This is a genomic window from Brevibacterium ammoniilyticum (assembly GCF_038429965.1).
Taxonomy (GTDB): Bacteria; Actinomycetota; Actinomycetes; order Actinomycetales; family Brevibacteriaceae; genus Brevibacterium; species Brevibacterium ammoniilyticum.
On sequence record NZ_BAABNP010000009.1, the window covers coordinates 158,932 to 175,948 of the forward strand.

Sequence of the window (17,017 nt, forward strand, 5' to 3'; positions counted from 1 at the left end):
AATGCCAGCCACAGTCCGCGTCAGCCCTTCGGCCCGTTCGGGTCTGCGCGCCGTCCTCATCATCGCCGCCGCCGTCCTCCTCCTCATCCCGCTCGCGGTCACCGTCGCCAATGCGACCTCGCGTCTGAGCTTCACGAAACTCGAAACGAGCGAGGAGCTGCCCGCGTCGACCCGCGACATCCGAGTCTCCCTCGACACCGGAGCCGACGTCGCTGTGCGCACCGGTGATGTCCGCACTCCCGAGGTCACTCTCACCGGCGTCGGACCTCGTGACAACCTGCCGCAGCTGCGCGTCGACGACTCCGAGGGAACCTCGACCATCTCCGTCGACGATGTGACGTCGTTCGAGAAGGCGAGACTGCAGGTCACGGTGCCCCAACCGACGTCGAAGGACACGAACCTCGAGTTCTCCGGCGGCCTCGGCGACACTTCCGTCGTCGGTGAGTACAACGAGGTCAGGGCCGAAACCGAAGGATCGTCGATCACGCTCGACGGCACGTTCAACCGGGTGCAGACGACGACGCAGTGGGGCCAGACGACGCTCAAGGGCACGTACGGGACCGTCGAGGCGAAGTCCGATACCGGCACCATCGACGGCTCCGATCTGCGGGTGCGCGAGCGCATCGATGCGACGTCGAGCGCGGGGTCGATCAGTTTCGACTTCTCCAACGACATGGTGCCCGCCGCGGGGATCACCGCGAAGTCCGACGAAGGCACGATCGATCTGCGCCTGCCTCGGCTCGAGCTCGTCAAAGCGAATATGACCCGCCCAGACGGCGACGATCAGAATGCCTCCGACGCCGAGGCGGGGGAGCTGTTCTACCAGATCACCGCGAAGTCGAACCAGGGTCGGGTCGACCTGAAGAAAGACCTCGAGAAGTACGACGCGACGAAGAACTCGAAGGACGCCGAGGGCAAGACGGTCATCCCGGTCTCAGCGACCTCGGACCAGGGCGCGGTCACGATCGACCAGAACTGATCGAGCCGAGCCGGTGGCCCGAATCGGCCGGCCGGAGTCGATCGGCTCGCACCAGCCGGACCGCTCCGGCAGAGGGGACGCACCATGCAGATCACGGTCTACGGGGCCACCGGCACCTTCGGCTCCCACCTCGTCACCCGCCTGCGCGCGCAAGGTCACTCGGTCATCGCCGCACACCGGGGGATCGGCGTCGACACCTACACGGGTGAGGGCGTCACCGAGGCCGCCGAGGGCAGCGATGTCCTCGTCGACTGCGTCAACCTCATGACGAACAATCAGCACCGGGCACTCGACTTCTTCTCCCGCAGTTCGCGTTCGATCGCCCTCGCGGCAGCGGAGAACCCGGGGGCGGCGATGGTGTGCCTGTCGATCGCCTTCCGCCCGGAGGTCGCCGAGTCGAAGCTCTTCGCCTACTACCAGGGCAAAGAGGTGCAGGAACGCGTCTACCGTCGGCTCATTCCCGCCGACCAGCTCCTCATGTTCCGCTCCACGCAGTGGTACGAACTTGCCGAAACCGCCTCGGTGCACGCAGGTCCGGTGACCTTCGTTCCGAAGATGCGCGTCCGGGCGCTCGCCGCGGACGAGGCCGCCCGCATGATGGCCGAGGCCATCGACGCAGGTGAGCGCGGCACACTCGAGGTCGCCGGGCCCGAGATCAGCGACCTGGCCGCGATCGCTGCGAAGATCGCCCGCGCCGATGCCCGGGGGCGTCGCCCCCGCAAGGTTGTGCCCGTACCCTTGCCGGGCCCGACCTCGGGCGATGGGCTCATTCCTCCAGCGCCGAGGCTCTCGGCCGTGACCGTCGACGAATGGCTGCGCGCGCGGTGAGGTGAGTCGACCGTCCCGCAGCAGCGATCTGTCTACGTAGTGGCCTGGTCTGTCGGTGGGGTCGATTCGTACGGGGCGATGAGGTGCTCGAGCACCGAGCCTTCGGGCACCGTGTCGTATTTGTAGCTGAGCTTCTGCAGCGGTGCGACGGCGTCGATGTCTGCCAGCGTATTGGGTCGCCACGGCTGCATCATCTCGAGCTGCAGCAGGTGCGCCGAGGTTGCAGAGAGCGGAGGCGCCGCGTCCCACTGCCCGCGAACCTCGGGAACCATCACCTGGAGGACCTCGAAGATCCGGTGATAGAGAAAGTAGTCGGGCAGATCGTCGTTGTGGTTCCACCATTCGTCGAGTGCCCGCCTCTGCATACCGAGCAGCACCGACCCCTGTTGCGAAGCGATGAACCAGTTCGCTATCGAGAGCTTCGTCCACCGCGGGAAGATCGTCCCCGCCCGCAGATAGCGACGTTGCAGTTCCTTGTCCAGGTTGTGCCCGACCCACGCCGTTGCATCGAACCACAGTCCGCCGTGCTCCTCGAGGATGCGAGTGCGGACGTAGTCGGAGAAGTGCGCGGGACGGTCGCCCTCAAGCAACGTCGAGATGCGCTCTGGGATGTCGATGAGCGTGCGAACAGAACGGCCGTCAAGGACTTCCAGCGCGGGATAGGCCCGGCCGATGTTGGCCAGGCAGGCCTGAACCAGAGGCGGAGCCGAATCCACTGAGGTGTTCCAATAGGTGAAGACGCGATCCGACGGGACCCGCTTGTGCCTGAAACGACGGCGTGCTTCGACTCGTGCGCGGAGAGCGGCGAAAGGCGGTGGGTCGGCAGGCAGCCCGAGACTGCGACGCATGTCGGGCAGTCGGGGCTGGAGCAGGCGGATGAGACGGTCGTAGGTCTGCAGAGCTGCAACGGGGTCGATCGTCGAGGCGAAGCGTCCGGAGCGCTCGATCTGCGCCTGCAGGCCCGCGACGATCTTCTCCGGAGCAGGTGCCTTCGTCTGTCTCATCTCGCGTGTTCCATTCGTCGACGAGTGCGCGACACCTGCTCGCAGGTCCGCTGCGGGTTTCCCCACTCTAGACCAGGCGGCGGACACTGAGACAAGCACGAATCCGATGGCTCCGGCATCGAGATCACCGCAGATGACACAACCACCTGGTCGCCGGTTCCCACCGAGTAGGATCGCCTCCGGGAGGTGGCCTGCATGGAATGGTACGACTTCGGGCTCGACGGATTCGATGCGCTGCGCATCGTCATCTCGTGCGCCGTGTTCTACTTCGGGATCATCGTCGTGGTCAGGCTCTTCGGGCAGCGGACGCTCACGAGCCTCTCAAGCTTCGATCTGGCGGGGATCATCGCGCTCGGCGCGATCGTCGGCCGGTCCATCCTCGGCAACACACCCACCTTGGTCGCAGGCGTCCTCGCAGTGGGAACCCTGCTCGTCCTCCAAGCGGTGACCGGCCGAGCACGGCGCAACGCCCGCATCGAGGGCATCGTTAACAGCCCCGCGATCGTGCTCGTCGCCGACGGCGAATTCCTCGCCGACACCATGGCCCGCGCGCACGTCGACCGTGTCGAGATCATCTCGAAGCTGCGGATGTCCGGCATCCGAGCTATGAGCGAAGTCGCATGCGTCATCCTCGAGCCGACCGGACAGATCAGCGTCATCAGGCACGGTGCCCCGATCGACGAGGCGCTCCTCCACGGCGTCATCGGCGCCGACCGGGTGCCCCGCGACGACGTCAGGTGACCACCTCCTCTCAGTCCTTGCCGTTCCCGAGCCCGAGCAGCCTCGCCCCGTTGTCCCACAGGACCGAGCGCATCCAGTCGTCGCCGAGTCCGAGCGCGGCCAGGCCCGCGATCTGATCGGCGTATGGGTAGGGGATGTTCGGGAAGTCGGAGCCGAGGACGACCTTGTCCTGCAGGGTGACCAGTCGCTCGCGGAAGGCGGGGGTCACCTCGGCGGGATGGGAGAAGAACCCGGAGACGTACATCGTCGTGTCGAGGTGGACTCCGCTGTACGCCTCGGCGAGGTCGGCGAACTCGTCGTACTCGGGCATGCCCATGTGGGCGATGATGAAGTTGAGGGCGGGGAAGCGCTCGAGCACGCGCGTGATCGCCTCCGGGCCGGTGAAGGCGCCCGGCAGCGGTTTGGAACCGGCATGGATGACGATGGGCACCTGCGCCTCCGACAGCGCCGCCCACGCACGGTCGAGGACCCGATCGTCGGGAGCGAACCCGCCGACCTGGACGTGGACCTTGAACAGCCGGGCACCCGCCTCGAGGGCGCCGGTCACATAGTCCGCCGATTCGGGTTCGGCGTAGAGCGTCGCGCAGTGGACGACATCGGGGTGCTCGGCGGCGAACTCGCGGTTCCAATTGTTGAGCCACGCCGCCATCCCGGGCCTGTGCGGATACGTCAGCGCCGGGATCGCCCGGAGGCCGAAGTCGCGCAGGGTCTGCAGGCGAGTCTCCGTGTCGTCGCGGTAGTGGATGGGCCACGCCCTGCCGTAGTGCACCTCGGCGTCGTCGAAGTACGACCACACCTTGTTGAGGACGTTCTGCGGGAGGAAGTGCACATGGATGTCGGCGAGACCGGGCAGCCCGAGCGCCTCGACGTAGCCGGGGATCTCCGCATCGGTGCGGGGAGGAGCGATCATGACCCCACCCTACCCATCGGTACGGACACGGGCAGGAACCGACGCGGGGCGGACACCGTCCCCGACGAGCCGACTGCCCGGCAAACCGACTGCACGGCGGACCGACTGCCCGGCGGACCGGCGAACGGACTTCCCGACGAACTGTCTGAGGCGACCCGGAGCCGACCCTCAGTGTGTGCGCAGTCGGCAACCCTAGACTGCGGACATGGAGTTCACCGATCCGTTCGAGCTCACCGTCCCGCCCGGCGCCGGCCGCCTCGGCGAGGCACCGTTCTGGTCCCCGGGAGCGGCTGTGACCTGGACGTACAGGCGTTTCGACTTCGACATCGACCACGTCGAGGTGCGCCGACCGATGCGCGTCATCGAGGACGGTCCCTTAGGTGCCGTGCTGTGGATGCCCGGCGGCACCGCGGTCACCGACACCCGCCTCGTCGGCTGGGAGGGCTTCAACGCTCACGACGTGCCCCTCGACGTTCGTTTCCGTCCTCGCGCCGAGGCGCCCCACCGCTACGAAGTGCCAGCAGTGTGGCAGGGGCACGGCGTCCTCAAGATCGCCCCGCCGCATGCGCCGTTCTCCGTGTGGGTGCTCGTCAAACCCGCCGAGGCGACCGATCGTTCCGCCGACCGTGACCATTCCGGCGACGCGGGCCGTCCTGCCGACGCTGGCCGTTCCGCCGACGCCTCCGCCGACGCGGACCGTTCGGCCGACACTGAACGCCATTCCGATCCGGGACGCGGCGAATCGCCGGTGACGGTCGAGTGGTACATCAATCTCGAGACCGTTCATTGTCGCACCGCCGAGGCGGTCTACACCTCCGATCTCATCCTCGACATCACGTTTCCCGTGCCCGAAGAGCCGCTCCACGCCGTCGACGGCAGCCTGAGCAGCCGGGGCGCTGTCTTCAAGGACGTCCACGAGATCACGGCGGCCGGCGAGTACGGGTACTGGCCGCGTGAGTGGTCGGACATCGTTCGGACCAACGGTGCACTCGTCCTCGACCGGCTCGAGGAGTTCCGGTGGGCCTTCGACCCGAAGTGGGAGAGCCTCGCGCTCGAGCTCGCGGGATTCGGGGAGGGGCCCGCAGGATTCGAGGCGGAACGCGCCGGACTCGGGCCGGAATCTCCAAGTGAGTCGCTTCTCCTCGGACCAGCGAGCATCGAGGCAGCTGACCCCGCCGTCATCGCCCCAGACGATCGGGTCGACCCAGACGATCGGGCCTATGGAAACGGTGCGGCCGCCTCAGCGAATGAGATCTCTGCTGGTCAGCGGGAACATCGACGCATCCCCGCGGGTTGCTATACCAGACCGGACAGTCGCTGAAAGGACACCGCCGTCATGACGACGAACCACCGCATCCGCTTGAACTCCCGTCCCGTGGGCGCACCGACCGCGGAGAACTTCCTCTTCGACGAGGTGCCGCTCGAGGCCCCAGGCGAGGGCCAAGTCCTGCTGCGCACGCTCTACCTCTCCCTCGACCCCTACATGCGCGGACGCATGTCGGACGCGAAATCGTATGCGAAACCTGTCGAGATCGGCGAGGTCATGGTCGGGGCGACCGTCTCCGAGGTGATCGAATCGAACTCGGCGGACTTCGACCCCGGTGACATCGTGCTCGGCTATGGCGGCTGGCAGGAGTACTCGATCGAGTACGCGTCCCAGCTGCGCCGCGTCGACCCCGAGATCGCTCCCGTGTCCACAGCGCTCGGCGTCCTCGGCATGCCCGGGTTCACCGCGTATGCCGGCCTGCTCGAGATCGGCATGCCCAAGCCCGGGGAGACCGTGGCGGTGGCTGCGGCGTCGGGTCCCGTGGGCTCGGTCGTCGGGCAGATCGCGAACATCGTCGGGGCGACGAGCGTCGGCATCGCGGGCGGGCCTGCGAAGGTCAACCACCTCAAGGAGCTCGGCTTCGACATCGTCCTCGATCACCGCTCCCCGACGTTCAAGGAAGACCTCGCCGAGGCGGTCCCACAAGGCATTGACGTGTACTTCGAGAACGTCGGTGGGAAGGTCTTCGAAGCCGTCCTGCCCCTGCTCAACACGTTCGCCCGCGTCCCGGTGTGCGGTCTCGTCTCGAGCTACAACCTCACCGAGCTGCCGCCGGGTCCCGATCGCACGGGACTGCTCATGAGCACGATCCTGCGCCGTTCGCTCACGGTCCGCGGGTTCATCCAGACCGAGTTCGTCGACCGCCTCGGCGAGAAGTTCATGGACGATATGAGCACGTGGATCCAGGAGGGGAAGATCCGCTACCGCGAGGACATCCGCACCGGACTCGACCGGGCGCCCGAGTACTTCAACGAGCTGCTCACCGGCGGGAACTTCGGCAAGATGGTCGTCGCGGTGGGCGCTCAGGAGTAGGGGCGGGGCCGCGGCCGAGGATCAGCGGGGAATCTGTACTCCGACGGCTCCGAAGGGGAGACTGGCACCATGAACCCGGCAATCACGTTCGACTCTGATGCGGTCGCCCGGATCTGTGCGAATCACGGGGTGGTGCGCCTGCGCATCTTCGGATCGGTGCTGACCGATCGATTCGATTCCGCGTCGAGCGACATCGACTTCATCGTGGACTTCCTGCCCGGGCGCGAGAACATGTTCGATGACTACTCCGGATTGCTCGAAGATCTTTCGGCGCTCTTCGGACGGGACGTCGACCTGGTGGTCGGTCGGACGTTGCGCAATCCGTACTTCAGGAACACCGTCCTCGGCAGCGCACAGGATGTCTATGCGGCCTGAACCGCATCACGCGAAGTGGGCGAATACCTCGGCGGGATCGAGGTCATGGCTAAGTGCCGTCCGCGGGTTCGTACATGCCGCTGTTGCTCAATAGACCTGCGCAGATATCTCTTCAAGCTGGGGCAGGAATTCAGTATCACGGTACGAACGCTACGGTTCTCGGCCGACGATCAGACAGTCGGATCTTACGGCGCATATTCTGTTACAGCGAACGACCGCGCGACGATCGCTCGCAGGTCGTTGAGGGTCGCACGAGAGTCCACATCCCCCACGGCACGTGCTTGGACGAGAAGATTTCCGATTGCCGTCGCTTCGATCGGGCCTGCGAGAACGCGCTTTCCCGACCGCTTCGCGGTGAGTTCGCACAGGAGGGTGTTCTGCGAGCCCCCGCCAACGATGTGGATTGTGTCGACGCGCCTGTTGGTGAGCTCTTCAGCAAGTTCAATCGTCGTCGAGTAGGCATCGGCCAGTGATTCGAGAATGCTGCGGACGACCTCAGGGCGGCCACGTGGGGGCACGATTCCGCGTTCGCTGAACCAGTCCACGATGCGCTGGGGCATGTCTCCTGGCGGGATGAACCGATCGTCGCTGGGATCGAAGATCGGAATCGGACCGGTGACAGCGGCCGCCTCGGCAAGCAGCGACTGCAGGTCTGCGCTCCGCTCGGCATCGGTGGCGTCGCGCTGCCACTGCCGCATCGACTCAGTGAGCAGCCACAGGCCGGATACGTTTTTGAGGAACCGCACCGTGCCGTCAACTCCGCCTTCGTTTGTGAAATTCGCCTTGCGGGCGTCCTCAGAGAGGACTGCAGAGTCGAGCTCCAGCCCGACCAGCGACCACGTGCCGCTCGAAATGAATGCGCCGTGGGATCCCTCGAAGGGCACAGCTGCCACAGCCGAAGCTGTGTCGTGGCTCCCCACCGCAGTGACCTCGACAGCGTGGGAGATGCCGAGTCGCTGGGCGACTGGCTCGGTGAGGTATCCGACGCGATCGCCGGGAGACACGAGGGCAGTCAGAACCTCAGGCGGTATTTCGGTGCGTGAGAGCACAACCGGATCCCACTGACGATCGGAGACCGACAAGAGTCCCGTCGTCGACGCGTTCGTCACCTCAGATCGTTCCTGACCTGTGAGCCAGTACGCGATGAGGTCTGGGATGAGCAGAATGCGGTCTGCCAGTCCGAGGAAGCCCGTCTCCTCCTCCGCCGCCAGTTGGAAGACGGTGTTGAAATCGAGATGCTGCAGTCCGTTGCGATTGAACAATTCGGCTGAGTCGATCCGCGCGTGCACGAGTTCGACTCCGCGAGAGGACCTCCCGTCGCGATAGTGATGGGGCAGCCCCATAAGCCGGCCGCCGCGGAGCAACCCGTAGTCGACTGCCCATGAGTCGATCCCGATGCTGCGCAGCCCCGGCGCGGCGGCCGCGGCTTCGCGCAGGCCCTCCGTGAGCGCTGCGAACAGTGACTGGATATTCCAGTACAGACCTTCAGTCGGCACGACCTGTGCTCCGGACTGGCTCTCGGTGAGGTTCAGCGGCGCATTAGGGAATCGGGCGATGTGCCTCATTCGCAGCACTCCGTCAGCCACGCCACCGAGGATGACCCGTCCGCTCGTCGCGCCGAGATCGACTGCCGCCAGGGTCAGTGGTGAATCCGTGGTAGTCATCGCTCAGTACAGCCGTGGCTGATCGACAGCAGTGGCGTCATCACGCGCCCCAGCCGGCCTGAGTTCCACCGACGCGTTCGGTTTCGATCTTCTCCAGGTACCCCGATTCCCGGAACGCTCTGACCGGGTTCGCAGGCAGTCCGTGGGACTCCCGCCACTCGGCGAGTTCGGGGCGCACATCGCGGTAAAAGGCATCCATGAAGACGTCGTTGGCACCGATGACGTCGCCGGCGCTCTGTGCGGCCGCCAGTGCCTCCTTGTCAACGAGGAGTGCGCGGGCTGTCATCTCCTGTACGTTGAGTACGGACCGGATCTGACCTTCGATTTTGTTCTCCACGTTGTGGCACTGATCGAGCATGAATGCCACCTCAGGATTGTTCAGTCCTCCGCCGCGCACGACCTCGTAGAGGATTCGGAACAGCTGGAACGGATCGGCCGCGCCGACCATGAGGTCATCGTCGGCGTAGAACCGGGAGTTGAAGTCGAACGAACCGAGCTTGCCCAGCCGCAGCAGCTGCATGACGATGAACTCGATGTTCGTCCCGGGCGCATGATGCCCGGTGTCGAGACAGACCATGGCCTTGTCCCCGAGCGCGCTGACCTGCGCATAGCTCGTTCCCCAGTCGGGAACATCGGTGTGGTAGAAGGCTGGCTCGAAGAACTTGTACTCGAGCACAAGCCGCTGATCTTCGCCGAGGCGGTCGTAGATCGTCGACAGCGAGTCGTGAAGGCGGTCCTGACGCCCGCGCATATCGGCTTGGCCGGGATAGTTCGAGCCGTCGGCGAGCCAGATCTTGAGATCTCGGGAGCCGGTCTCATCCATGACGTCGATGCATTCGAGATGGTGTGCGATCGCCTTGTTCCGGATGCGTTCGTCCGCGTGGGTGAGCGCGCCGAGCTTGTAGTCGTCGTCCTGAAAGGTGTTTGAGTTGATGGTTCCGATTCGCACGCCGAGGTCGGCGGCGTGGGCGGCCAAGGCCACGAAGTCGCTGCGATCCCACGGAATGTGGAGGGCGACCTGCGGGGCGAGGCCGGTGAGTTCGTTGACCTTCGCCGCGTCGGAGACCTTCTCGAACGGGTCGCGAGGGGTTCCCGGGGTGCCGAAGACTTTGAACCGGGTTCCCGAGTTGCCGAACGCCCACGAGGGGAGCTCGATCGCCTGTGCGGCGAGGGAGTCGGTGATGTCTGCGAAGTCGCGTTTCGTGCTCATGGGCGAGTCGTCGTCCTTTCGGAGTGCTCAGTGTCGGTGGTGATGGCGGCCAGCTGGTCTTCGAGGTTGAAGATCTCGGTGAGGCGGGTCGGGCTGTCGTCGAAGGAACCTCCGACGGCGAAGAGCGGTGACATGGACTTCTGCCAGGCGGAGTTGATGGCGGTATGCTCCATCTCCGCTTGGGCGGCGGCGAAATTCTCGGTTTCGAGGTATCCGATGATCATTCCGCTGTCGTCGGCAAAGAGCGAGTAGTTGCGCCACCCGGTGTCCCGCAGTGCCTCGAGCATCTCAGGCCAGACACTTCGGTGGCGGGCGATGTACTCGTCGAGCTGCTCAGGCTCGACGCGCATTAGGAAGCAGACCCGTTCCATATCAGCCCTCCGCCATCGGACGGGATGCGCCGGCGGCACTGGTGCCTGAAGCCTGCGGAGCGCCGGCGTCGAGGAGTCGGCCGTAGCGTTCGATCTCGATCTCTTCGAGCGTCTTGCCCTGGGTCTTCGGTGCCCAGATGGTGCCGATGAGCAGTGCCGCGATGAGCAGGCCGAGGATGAGGACTCCGACCCCGTGAATGCCGACCTGTTCGAGCATGAGAGGGAACCACAGCGAGAGCACTCCGACCATGATGCGGGCGAGCATGAAGAGAACACCCTGCGCTGAGGCGCGATACCGGGTAGCGAACAGCTCGGCGGTCCACAGTCCATAGAAGGCCTGTGCTCCGAGGCCAGACGAGATTCCCCAACCCACAGCGAAGAAGAGCAGTGAGAACCACCCGGCGGGGCCGTAGATGAGGACGGCCCACGCGACGATGCCGAGTCCGGCTCCGAAGCAGTAGAGCCATTTGCGGGGAACCTTGTCGCCATAGCGCATGAAGCCCCAGAAGGTTGCCGCACTTGTGAGTCCCCAGACGAGGACCTGCAGAAGGTACTGCGAACGAGCGTCTGTCAGGCCCGTAGCCTCGTAGATTCGGGGCTGGAAGATTCCAGCCTGCCCAGCGACAGTTCCCCACAGCCCGTAGACGCCGAGAAGAAACAGGAGGGCGAGAACGTTCTTCTTGCTCGTGAAGAGTTGGGCTATCCCGCGGTAGGTGCCGATCTTGTTCGGGTTTGCATTCTTCTGCTTCCATCGCTGGGATTCGCTCAGTCCGCGTCGCACCCACCAGGTGACGAAAGCGATGACGAAGAGGTGAGCGAAGATGATCCTCGATCCCAGGAGGCCCATCGGCTCGAGAATCGCGGCGAGGAGGAACCCGATCATCGGCCCGATGGACCAGGCCAGCTGAGCGACACCGACGTGTCCGGCACGGCGACCGTCCGGTGCCTCCTCAGCGATGTACGTCCACGCGGCAGTCACCCCGGCTCCCACGGCGATGCCGGTGAGCACGAATCCAATGAGGAGCATGGTGAAGTTGACGGCAAAGATCGCGAACACCGTGCCGATCATGTAGAGGATGAGGTCGTACGTATAGATGAACTTGCGACCGTAGCGATCACTGAGCGGTCCGCCGATTGCGGCACCGATTGCCGATCCGAAGGCATTCGCGCTCAGTGCGCTGAGCAGCCCGACTGCCAGGCTGTCGAGACCGAACACCGTCTGCCACAGGCTCATGCTCGTGGCGATGGCGATGATCGAGCCCGCCTCGATGTAATTCGACATGGCCACTGCAATCGTGGCCTTCCATTTGGACGACGTCTTTGTCCCCATAGTGATTTCCTAACCCATGAGTGACGGCAAGCTCTTGAGGATCCACAACTGGTCTACGCTCGCCGGTCAATTGAAACGTTTCAAAAAACGTTGATCCAACCGTACCACCGGTCCGCTAGCTGGGCAATGCACTTCTCGGTCAAACGACAAAGGACATCCACAGGCGGACTGATCGGACCGAAGGCCCGAGTCGAGGGCGTCGGCGATAGAGTGGATCATCGATGTAACGGGCGACCAATGCGCAGGCGGCCTAGTCAGTGTTGGTGACATGGGAATGGAACGGGTATGCAGGGAAAGCGGGCAGCGGACAGTCTTGGCCTGGCTGCGGTAGCCAAGCGCGCTGGGCTCTCGACTGCGACCGTGTCGAATGCGCTCAACCGGCCGCAGATTGTAGCCCCGAAGACTCGAGCGAAGGTCATGGCCGCAATCGCGGAACTGCAATTCGTGCCCAATCGATCTGCTTCTGCATTGCGGAATGGTGTTGGTCGAATGGTTGGCTTGCTTGTGCCGGACATTCTCAACCCGTTCTATGCGGCGATCGCAAAGGCAGTCGGAGAGTCTGCGCGACGCAACGAGTATGTGTTGGCGCTCTGCGTCAGCGGTGATGATCCAGAGGTCGAATCGGAACACATCCGGGTGCTGGCCGAACAGCGGGCGGCAGGCGCAATCGTCGTACCGTTGGCCGCAGACGATACTCGACTTAATCACCTCAGACTCGTCGGTGCCCACCCGGTTCTCGTCGATCGACACTGGCAGGTCGACGACGGCTGTTCGGTGATGATCGACGATGTCGAGGGTGGGCGTCTCGCCGTCAGGCACCTATTGGAGACAACGGATGGAAACATTCTTGTGGTCAACGGTTCTGGTGACATTCCGCAATGTGCTGATCGTTCGCGCGGCGCGCGGAAGGCGTTGGAAATCCACGGCAGCTCGAGCTCCCGACTCACGGAGATCGAGCTTGATGAAATGACCATCGAGGCCGGCAGAGTCGCTGTCGAAGCGATTGATCTTGATGAGGTGACCGGAATCTTCGCAACCAACGACCAGCTTGCTGTGGGTTGCATTCGTGCTCTGGAGGCTAAGGGGAAGCATTGCCCCGGTGACGTTGCTGTCGTTGGGTATGGTGACCTCGCGCTCGCGTCCGAAGCGATCACGCCTCTGACCACTGTTCGGCAGCCGACAGATGTCTTAGGCCGAATCGCATTTGACGTCCTCCTCGATGAGATCGAAAGGCCTTCCGGTCACCGTCACCAGTCGACGTTGCTCGACCCTAAGTTGGTGCTTCGCGACTCAGCGCCGTAACGGCAAGTAGTACTCGCAAGGCCCGAGTCGCGTGCCACGGTCGAGCGGGCCGTATCGGACTCGCTGACTCGAAATTTCCTCCCCGCCCCATTGACAGGATCTTTTGACCGTGGGTTTAATCGATTAAATTCACATTCTGTGAACTGCACCAGTGTCGATGGAGCGAAGGGATCACTGGGACATGAGCAACGACGCCAGCATGAACACAGCCGCGTTACCGAGCGGACTGCTCGAACCGAAACACCGGAGGAAGCCACGGATTGGACTCGTTGCAGGAGGTCTCGGTACGTACTGGCCTCAGTTCCCTGACCTGCTGCCGCAATTGCAAGCGTCTTCCCGGTACGTATCCGAGCGATTCAGCGCGATGGACGCGGAAGTGACTGACGTTGGATTCATTTCCGACGCCGAAAGTGGGGCGAAGGCGGCGGAGAAGCTTCGACAAGCTGACTGCGACCTCGTCGTAGTGTTCCTTGCTACCTATCTCACAGCATCGATGGTGTTGCCGATCGCGCAACGTTCTCAAGCGCCCGTTTTGATCATCGACCTGCAGCCAGAGCGAAAGATGGACCACGCGAACTTCGACACGGGGCAGTGGCTCGCGTACTGCGGGCAATGCCCGGTGCCGGAAGTCGGCAATGTGTTTCGTCGAGCCGGCATCGAATTCAGATCTGTGTCGGGATGGTTGCAACAAGAATCTGCGTGGCGCCGGATCGAGAGTTGGATCAATGCTGCCCATGTCAGAGCCGCCGTCCGGCATGCGCGGCATGGTCTGATGGGGCACCTCTATCCAGGAATGCTTGACGTCTCGACAGATCTCACTCTTCTTCCCGCCACCTTCGGTTCGCACGTCGAAGTGTTGGAGTTCGACGATCTGCGAGTGCGTGTAGATGGAGTGTCGAGCACGGAAGTCGCCGCTCGGATGGATCTGGCACGCGAAGTCTTCACACTGGATCAGAGCGTCAACGACGAAGACTTCGAATGGGGTGCGAGAGTGTCGGTAGGCCTTGACCGTCTTGTCGAAGATTTCGGTCTTGACACACTTGCCTACTACCATCGCGGGCTCGGCGGAGAAATCCATGAACGTCTTGGGGCAGGTATGATCCTCGGTGCCTCGTTGCTCACTGCCCAGGGAATCCCCGTCACCGGAGAGTACGAACTGCGGACGACGGTCGCCCAGTTGGCGACTCAGGTAGTGGGTGCCGGGGGGTCGTTCTGCGAGATTCAGGCCCTTAACTTCGACGACAACGTTGTGGAAATGGGGCACGACGGACCCGCGAACCTTGCCGTTTCAAGCAAAGACCCCCTTCTGCGTGGGCTGGGCGTCTACCACGGCAAGCGCGGTTGGGGAGTCAGCGTCGAATTCGACGTGCAGCAGGGACCCGTGACGCTCCTGGGACTCGGACAGGACAGGGACGGCACTCTGTCATTCATTGCCTCGGAAGGGACTGTGGTTCCCGGTCCTCTGCTTGAAATCGGCAATACAACCAGTCGGGTTGACTTCAATCGCGATCCAGGTGAGTGGGTCGATGAATGGTCAGCCACCGGAGTTGGACACCACTGGTCGCTGTCTGTGGGCTCGCGGACCAAAGACTATCGGGCGGCGGCGTCTTTGCTTGGAATCGATTTCCGTCTGGTCTGATCGTTGATTAGGAAGTTCTCACAAAGAGTTTCTCAGTTCATCAATCCCAAAGGAGAGAACCAATGGGCTTTTCCCTACCTGCCAACGCGCTGCAAACCCCGCCCGCCCCACTCGAGCGAGTGCCGCTTCAGGCGCCGAAAATCGGCGTCGTGGCCGGGGGATTAGGAGCCTACTGGCCGCAGTTCGATGGGCTGCTCGAAGAGATAATGCGATCAAATGGTCAAATTATAGAACGCCTCAGTGACCTTGGGGCCATAGTCACAGATTTGGGATTGGTATCTGATCCTCTCGAGGGTGCCCGAGCTGCGAAGGCCGCCAATGCGGCTGACTTGGACTTGCTCGTTGTGCTCGTCTCGACATACCTGACGTCGGGCCAAATGATGTCGTTGCTCCGCGATGTAGACACTCCCATAGTTCTCGTCAATCTCCAACCCGGGCCAGCGATGGACCATGCGCGATTCGGTACCGGTGAATGGTTGGCCTATGCGGGGTCAGCGGGTCTACCGGAAATGGGTGTTGCGCTTGAGAGGATCGGCAAACCTGTATTCGCGGTAGCTGGACACCTCGATGACGAACGAGCATGGGGAAGAATCGCGACATACGTTCGCGTTGCCCGGGTCCTGAGAGCGCTGCGTCAGGCCCGTCATGGAATGATGGGCCATTTATACCCAGGAATGTACGACATTGCTACAAACATCACTAATGTCATTGGCCAGCTCGGCGGGCATGTCGAAGTGATGGAATTCGATGATCTTCGGATTCTTTTCGAGCAAGTGGCTGAGCAGGAAATCGAATTGGCCCTATCTGCAATTCGGCAGTGTTTTCGGATGATCGAACCCGTCGACACTGAGAACGTGAGGTTTCAGGCGCAAGTATCGGCTGCTCTCAACCGCTTGGTTGCGGAGCGGGACCTATCCACATTGGCCTACTTCCATTTCGGCCAGCCCGGAGACATGTATGGAAAGCTGGCTACAGGTTTTCCGATCGGTGCGACGATGCTGACCAGCCGGGGAATCCCTACCGTGACGGAGTACGAGTTGCGGGCGGCGATAGCGATGCTCGTCACCTCGGCTCTCGGAGGCGGCGGAACCCTAACCGAAGGCCAGGCGCTCGACTTCAATGAAGGGGTCGTCGAACTCGGACACAACGATGCGGCTGACCTCGCAATCACCGAGGGCAGCGCACAATTGCGCAAACTCGACGTGTTTCACGGTAAAGGCGGCGGAGGAACTTCGATCGAGTGCGGAGTAGATCTAGGACCGGTCACCCAATTCTCCCTAGCCGAGCTCGGCAACGGCCGCCTTCGCTTCATCGCCTCAGAGGGAATTGCAGTTGACGGACCGCATATCACGATCGGCAACACGACTACCCGTGTTGACTTCGGGTGTGACCCGGGCGAATGGACCGAGACATGGGCAACCTCGGGATCGACGCATCACTGGTCGATGGCCAAAGGGCATCTTGCAAATGATCTTCGTGCCCTTGCGGAGATCATCGGTGCGGAATTTCGGCAGGTTGCGCCGTGAACCCGCCGAAGGTCAAGGGATTCTCGGTCCTCGTTGCCGTAGGCGCGAGTCTCGGCGGCCTACTTTACGGTTATGACACCGGCATCATCGGTTCTGCCCTGCTGTTCCTGCGCACGGACCTCGGACTTGGTGACGATCCGATTGTGCTGTCGATCATCACATCCATCACTTTGCTGGGAGCGATCGTCGGAGCTATCCTCTCTGGTCCGCTCTCCGAGCGATTGGGCCGAAGGTGGACAGTGATCGTAGTGGCAGCCGGATTCATCGTCTTTGCCATAGGCTGTGGATTGGCGCCAAACGTCGAATGGCTGATTGCTTTCCGGTTTCTTCTCGGGCTTCCGGTCGGAGGGGCATCCCAGATCATTCCCACTTATATTGCCGAGCTTGCCCCGAAGCACGTGCGCGGTTCCCAGGCAGTACTGTTTCAGCTCATGATCTGCGTCGGAACCCTGCTGGCCTATGCCGCTGGTCATATTCTCGGCGAGTCTGGCGCATGGCGAGAGATGCTTGCATATGCATCAGTACCAGCGGCTTTGTTCCTCATCGTCATGTTTGCGCTTCCGGAAAGCCCCCGTTGGCTCGTGCTGCATGGGAAGATCTCTCAAGCGGCAACTGCCCTGGGGCGAGTGCGGTCATCGTCAGATGAGGCAGCCGACGAAATCAATGCAATTCGCGCGGTGGGAGAAGATCACCTTGGTTGGGCTGTGTCAAGTTTCGTAGACGATCTCTTTGTGGATCAGGCGGCGATCGCGGCCTGAAGGGTGTAGTCGGCGCGCGCT

Annotated in this window: 16 protein-coding genes; 10 read left to right on the plus strand and 6 right to left on the minus strand. The window is 63.0% G+C overall.

What is annotated here, in order from left to right:
• The first annotated feature begins 1 nt into the window (after position 1).
• Entirely contained in the window at positions 2-979 is a 978-nt protein-coding gene (locus AAHA49_RS12205) for a DUF4097 family beta strand repeat-containing protein (protein WP_342038507.1), read from the plus strand.
• 84 nt (positions 980-1,063) lie between these two features.
• Complete coding sequence (locus AAHA49_RS12210) at positions 1,064-1,807, plus strand: SDR family oxidoreductase (protein WP_342038508.1); 744 nt, start codon at positions 1,064-1,066, stop codon at positions 1,805-1,807.
• A gap of 32 nt (positions 1,808-1,839) precedes the next feature.
• On the opposite strand, the gene AAHA49_RS12215 is transcribed toward AAHA49_RS12210, so the two are convergent.
• Positions 1,840-2,811: a capsular polysaccharide synthesis protein gene (locus tag AAHA49_RS12215; RefSeq protein WP_342038509.1), complete on the minus strand. Its 972-nt coding sequence runs from the start codon at positions 2,809-2,811 to the stop codon at positions 1,840-1,842.
• 195 nt (positions 2,812-3,006) lie between these two features.
• Here AAHA49_RS12215 and AAHA49_RS12220 point away from each other — a divergent pair, with 195 nt between their 5' ends.
• The gene (locus AAHA49_RS12220; RefSeq protein WP_342038510.1) at positions 3,007-3,552 is read left to right on the plus strand and encodes a DUF421 domain-containing protein; all 546 of its coding nucleotides are present in this window, start codon (positions 3,007-3,009) and stop codon (positions 3,550-3,552) included.
• Positions 3,553-3,562: 10 nt separating this feature from the next.
• Here AAHA49_RS12220 and AAHA49_RS12225 read toward each other — a convergent pair whose 3' ends face one another.
• On the minus strand, positions 3,563-4,462 hold the full coding sequence (locus AAHA49_RS12225; RefSeq protein ID WP_342038511.1) for an amidohydrolase family protein: 900 nt from the start codon (positions 4,460-4,462) through the stop codon (positions 3,563-3,565).
• 205 nt (positions 4,463-4,667) lie between these two features.
• Between AAHA49_RS12225 and AAHA49_RS12230 the strand changes: the two genes are divergently transcribed.
• From AAHA49_RS12230 to AAHA49_RS12240, 3 genes are all read left to right on the plus strand, one after another.
• Positions 4,668-5,783 (plus strand): DUF402 domain-containing protein, encoded by a 1,116-nt coding sequence (locus tag AAHA49_RS12230; protein ID WP_342038512.1) that lies wholly within the window; start codon positions 4,668-4,670, stop codon positions 5,781-5,783.
• Positions 5,784-5,798: 15 nt separating this feature from the next.
• Positions 5,799-6,821 (plus strand): NADP-dependent oxidoreductase, encoded by a 1,023-nt coding sequence (locus tag AAHA49_RS12235; protein WP_342038513.1) that lies wholly within the window; start codon positions 5,799-5,801, stop codon positions 6,819-6,821.
• Positions 6,822-6,890: 69 nt separating this feature from the next.
• A complete protein-coding gene (locus AAHA49_RS12240) occupies positions 6,891-7,196 on the plus strand; it encodes a nucleotidyltransferase family protein (protein WP_342038514.1) in 306 nt (101 codons plus the stop codon).
• Between the two features lie 185 nt (positions 7,197-7,381).
• Here AAHA49_RS12240 and AAHA49_RS12245 read toward each other — a convergent pair whose 3' ends face one another.
• Genes AAHA49_RS12245 through AAHA49_RS12260 form a run of 4 tightly spaced genes read right to left on the minus strand, consistent with a single transcriptional unit; the run spans position 7,382 to position 11,723 of the window.
• Entirely contained in the window at positions 7,382-8,860 is a 1,479-nt protein-coding gene (locus AAHA49_RS12245) for a rhamnulokinase (protein WP_342038515.1), read from the minus strand.
• 40 nt (positions 8,861-8,900) lie between these two features.
• The gene (rhaI, locus tag AAHA49_RS12250; protein WP_342038516.1) at positions 8,901-10,070 is read right to left on the minus strand and encodes an L-rhamnose isomerase; all 1,170 of its coding nucleotides are present in this window, start codon (positions 10,068-10,070) and stop codon (positions 8,901-8,903) included.
• Positions 10,067-10,441: an L-rhamnose mutarotase gene (locus AAHA49_RS12255; RefSeq protein ID WP_342038517.1), complete on the minus strand. Its 375-nt coding sequence runs from the start codon at positions 10,439-10,441 to the stop codon at positions 10,067-10,069. The genes rhaI and AAHA49_RS12255 overlap by 4 nt, the downstream gene beginning before the upstream one ends.
• Position 10,442: 1 nt before the next feature.
• Complete coding sequence (locus AAHA49_RS12260; RefSeq protein ID WP_342038518.1) at positions 10,443-11,723, minus strand: MFS transporter; 1,281 nt, start codon at positions 11,721-11,723, stop codon at positions 10,443-10,445.
• Positions 11,724-12,056: 333 nt separating this feature from the next.
• Between AAHA49_RS12260 and AAHA49_RS12265 the strand changes: the two genes are divergently transcribed.
• From AAHA49_RS12265 to AAHA49_RS12280, 4 genes are all read left to right on the plus strand, one after another.
• On the plus strand, positions 12,057-13,073 hold the full coding sequence (locus AAHA49_RS12265; RefSeq protein WP_342038519.1) for a LacI family DNA-binding transcriptional regulator: 1,017 nt from the start codon (positions 12,057-12,059) through the stop codon (positions 13,071-13,073).
• 181 nt (positions 13,074-13,254) lie between these two features.
• Positions 13,255-14,712: an L-fucose/L-arabinose isomerase family protein gene (locus AAHA49_RS12270; protein ID WP_342038520.1), complete on the plus strand. Its 1,458-nt coding sequence runs from the start codon at positions 13,255-13,257 to the stop codon at positions 14,710-14,712.
• 62 nt (positions 14,713-14,774) lie between these two features.
• Positions 14,775-16,238: an arabinose isomerase gene (locus tag AAHA49_RS12275; RefSeq protein WP_342038521.1), complete on the plus strand. Its 1,464-nt coding sequence runs from the start codon at positions 14,775-14,777 to the stop codon at positions 16,236-16,238.
• Positions 16,235-16,996 (plus strand): MFS transporter, encoded by a 762-nt coding sequence (locus AAHA49_RS12280; protein ID WP_342038522.1) that lies wholly within the window; start codon positions 16,235-16,237, stop codon positions 16,994-16,996. Before AAHA49_RS12275 ends, AAHA49_RS12280 begins: the two co-directional genes overlap by 4 nt.
• Positions 16,997-17,017 lie beyond the last annotated feature (21 nt).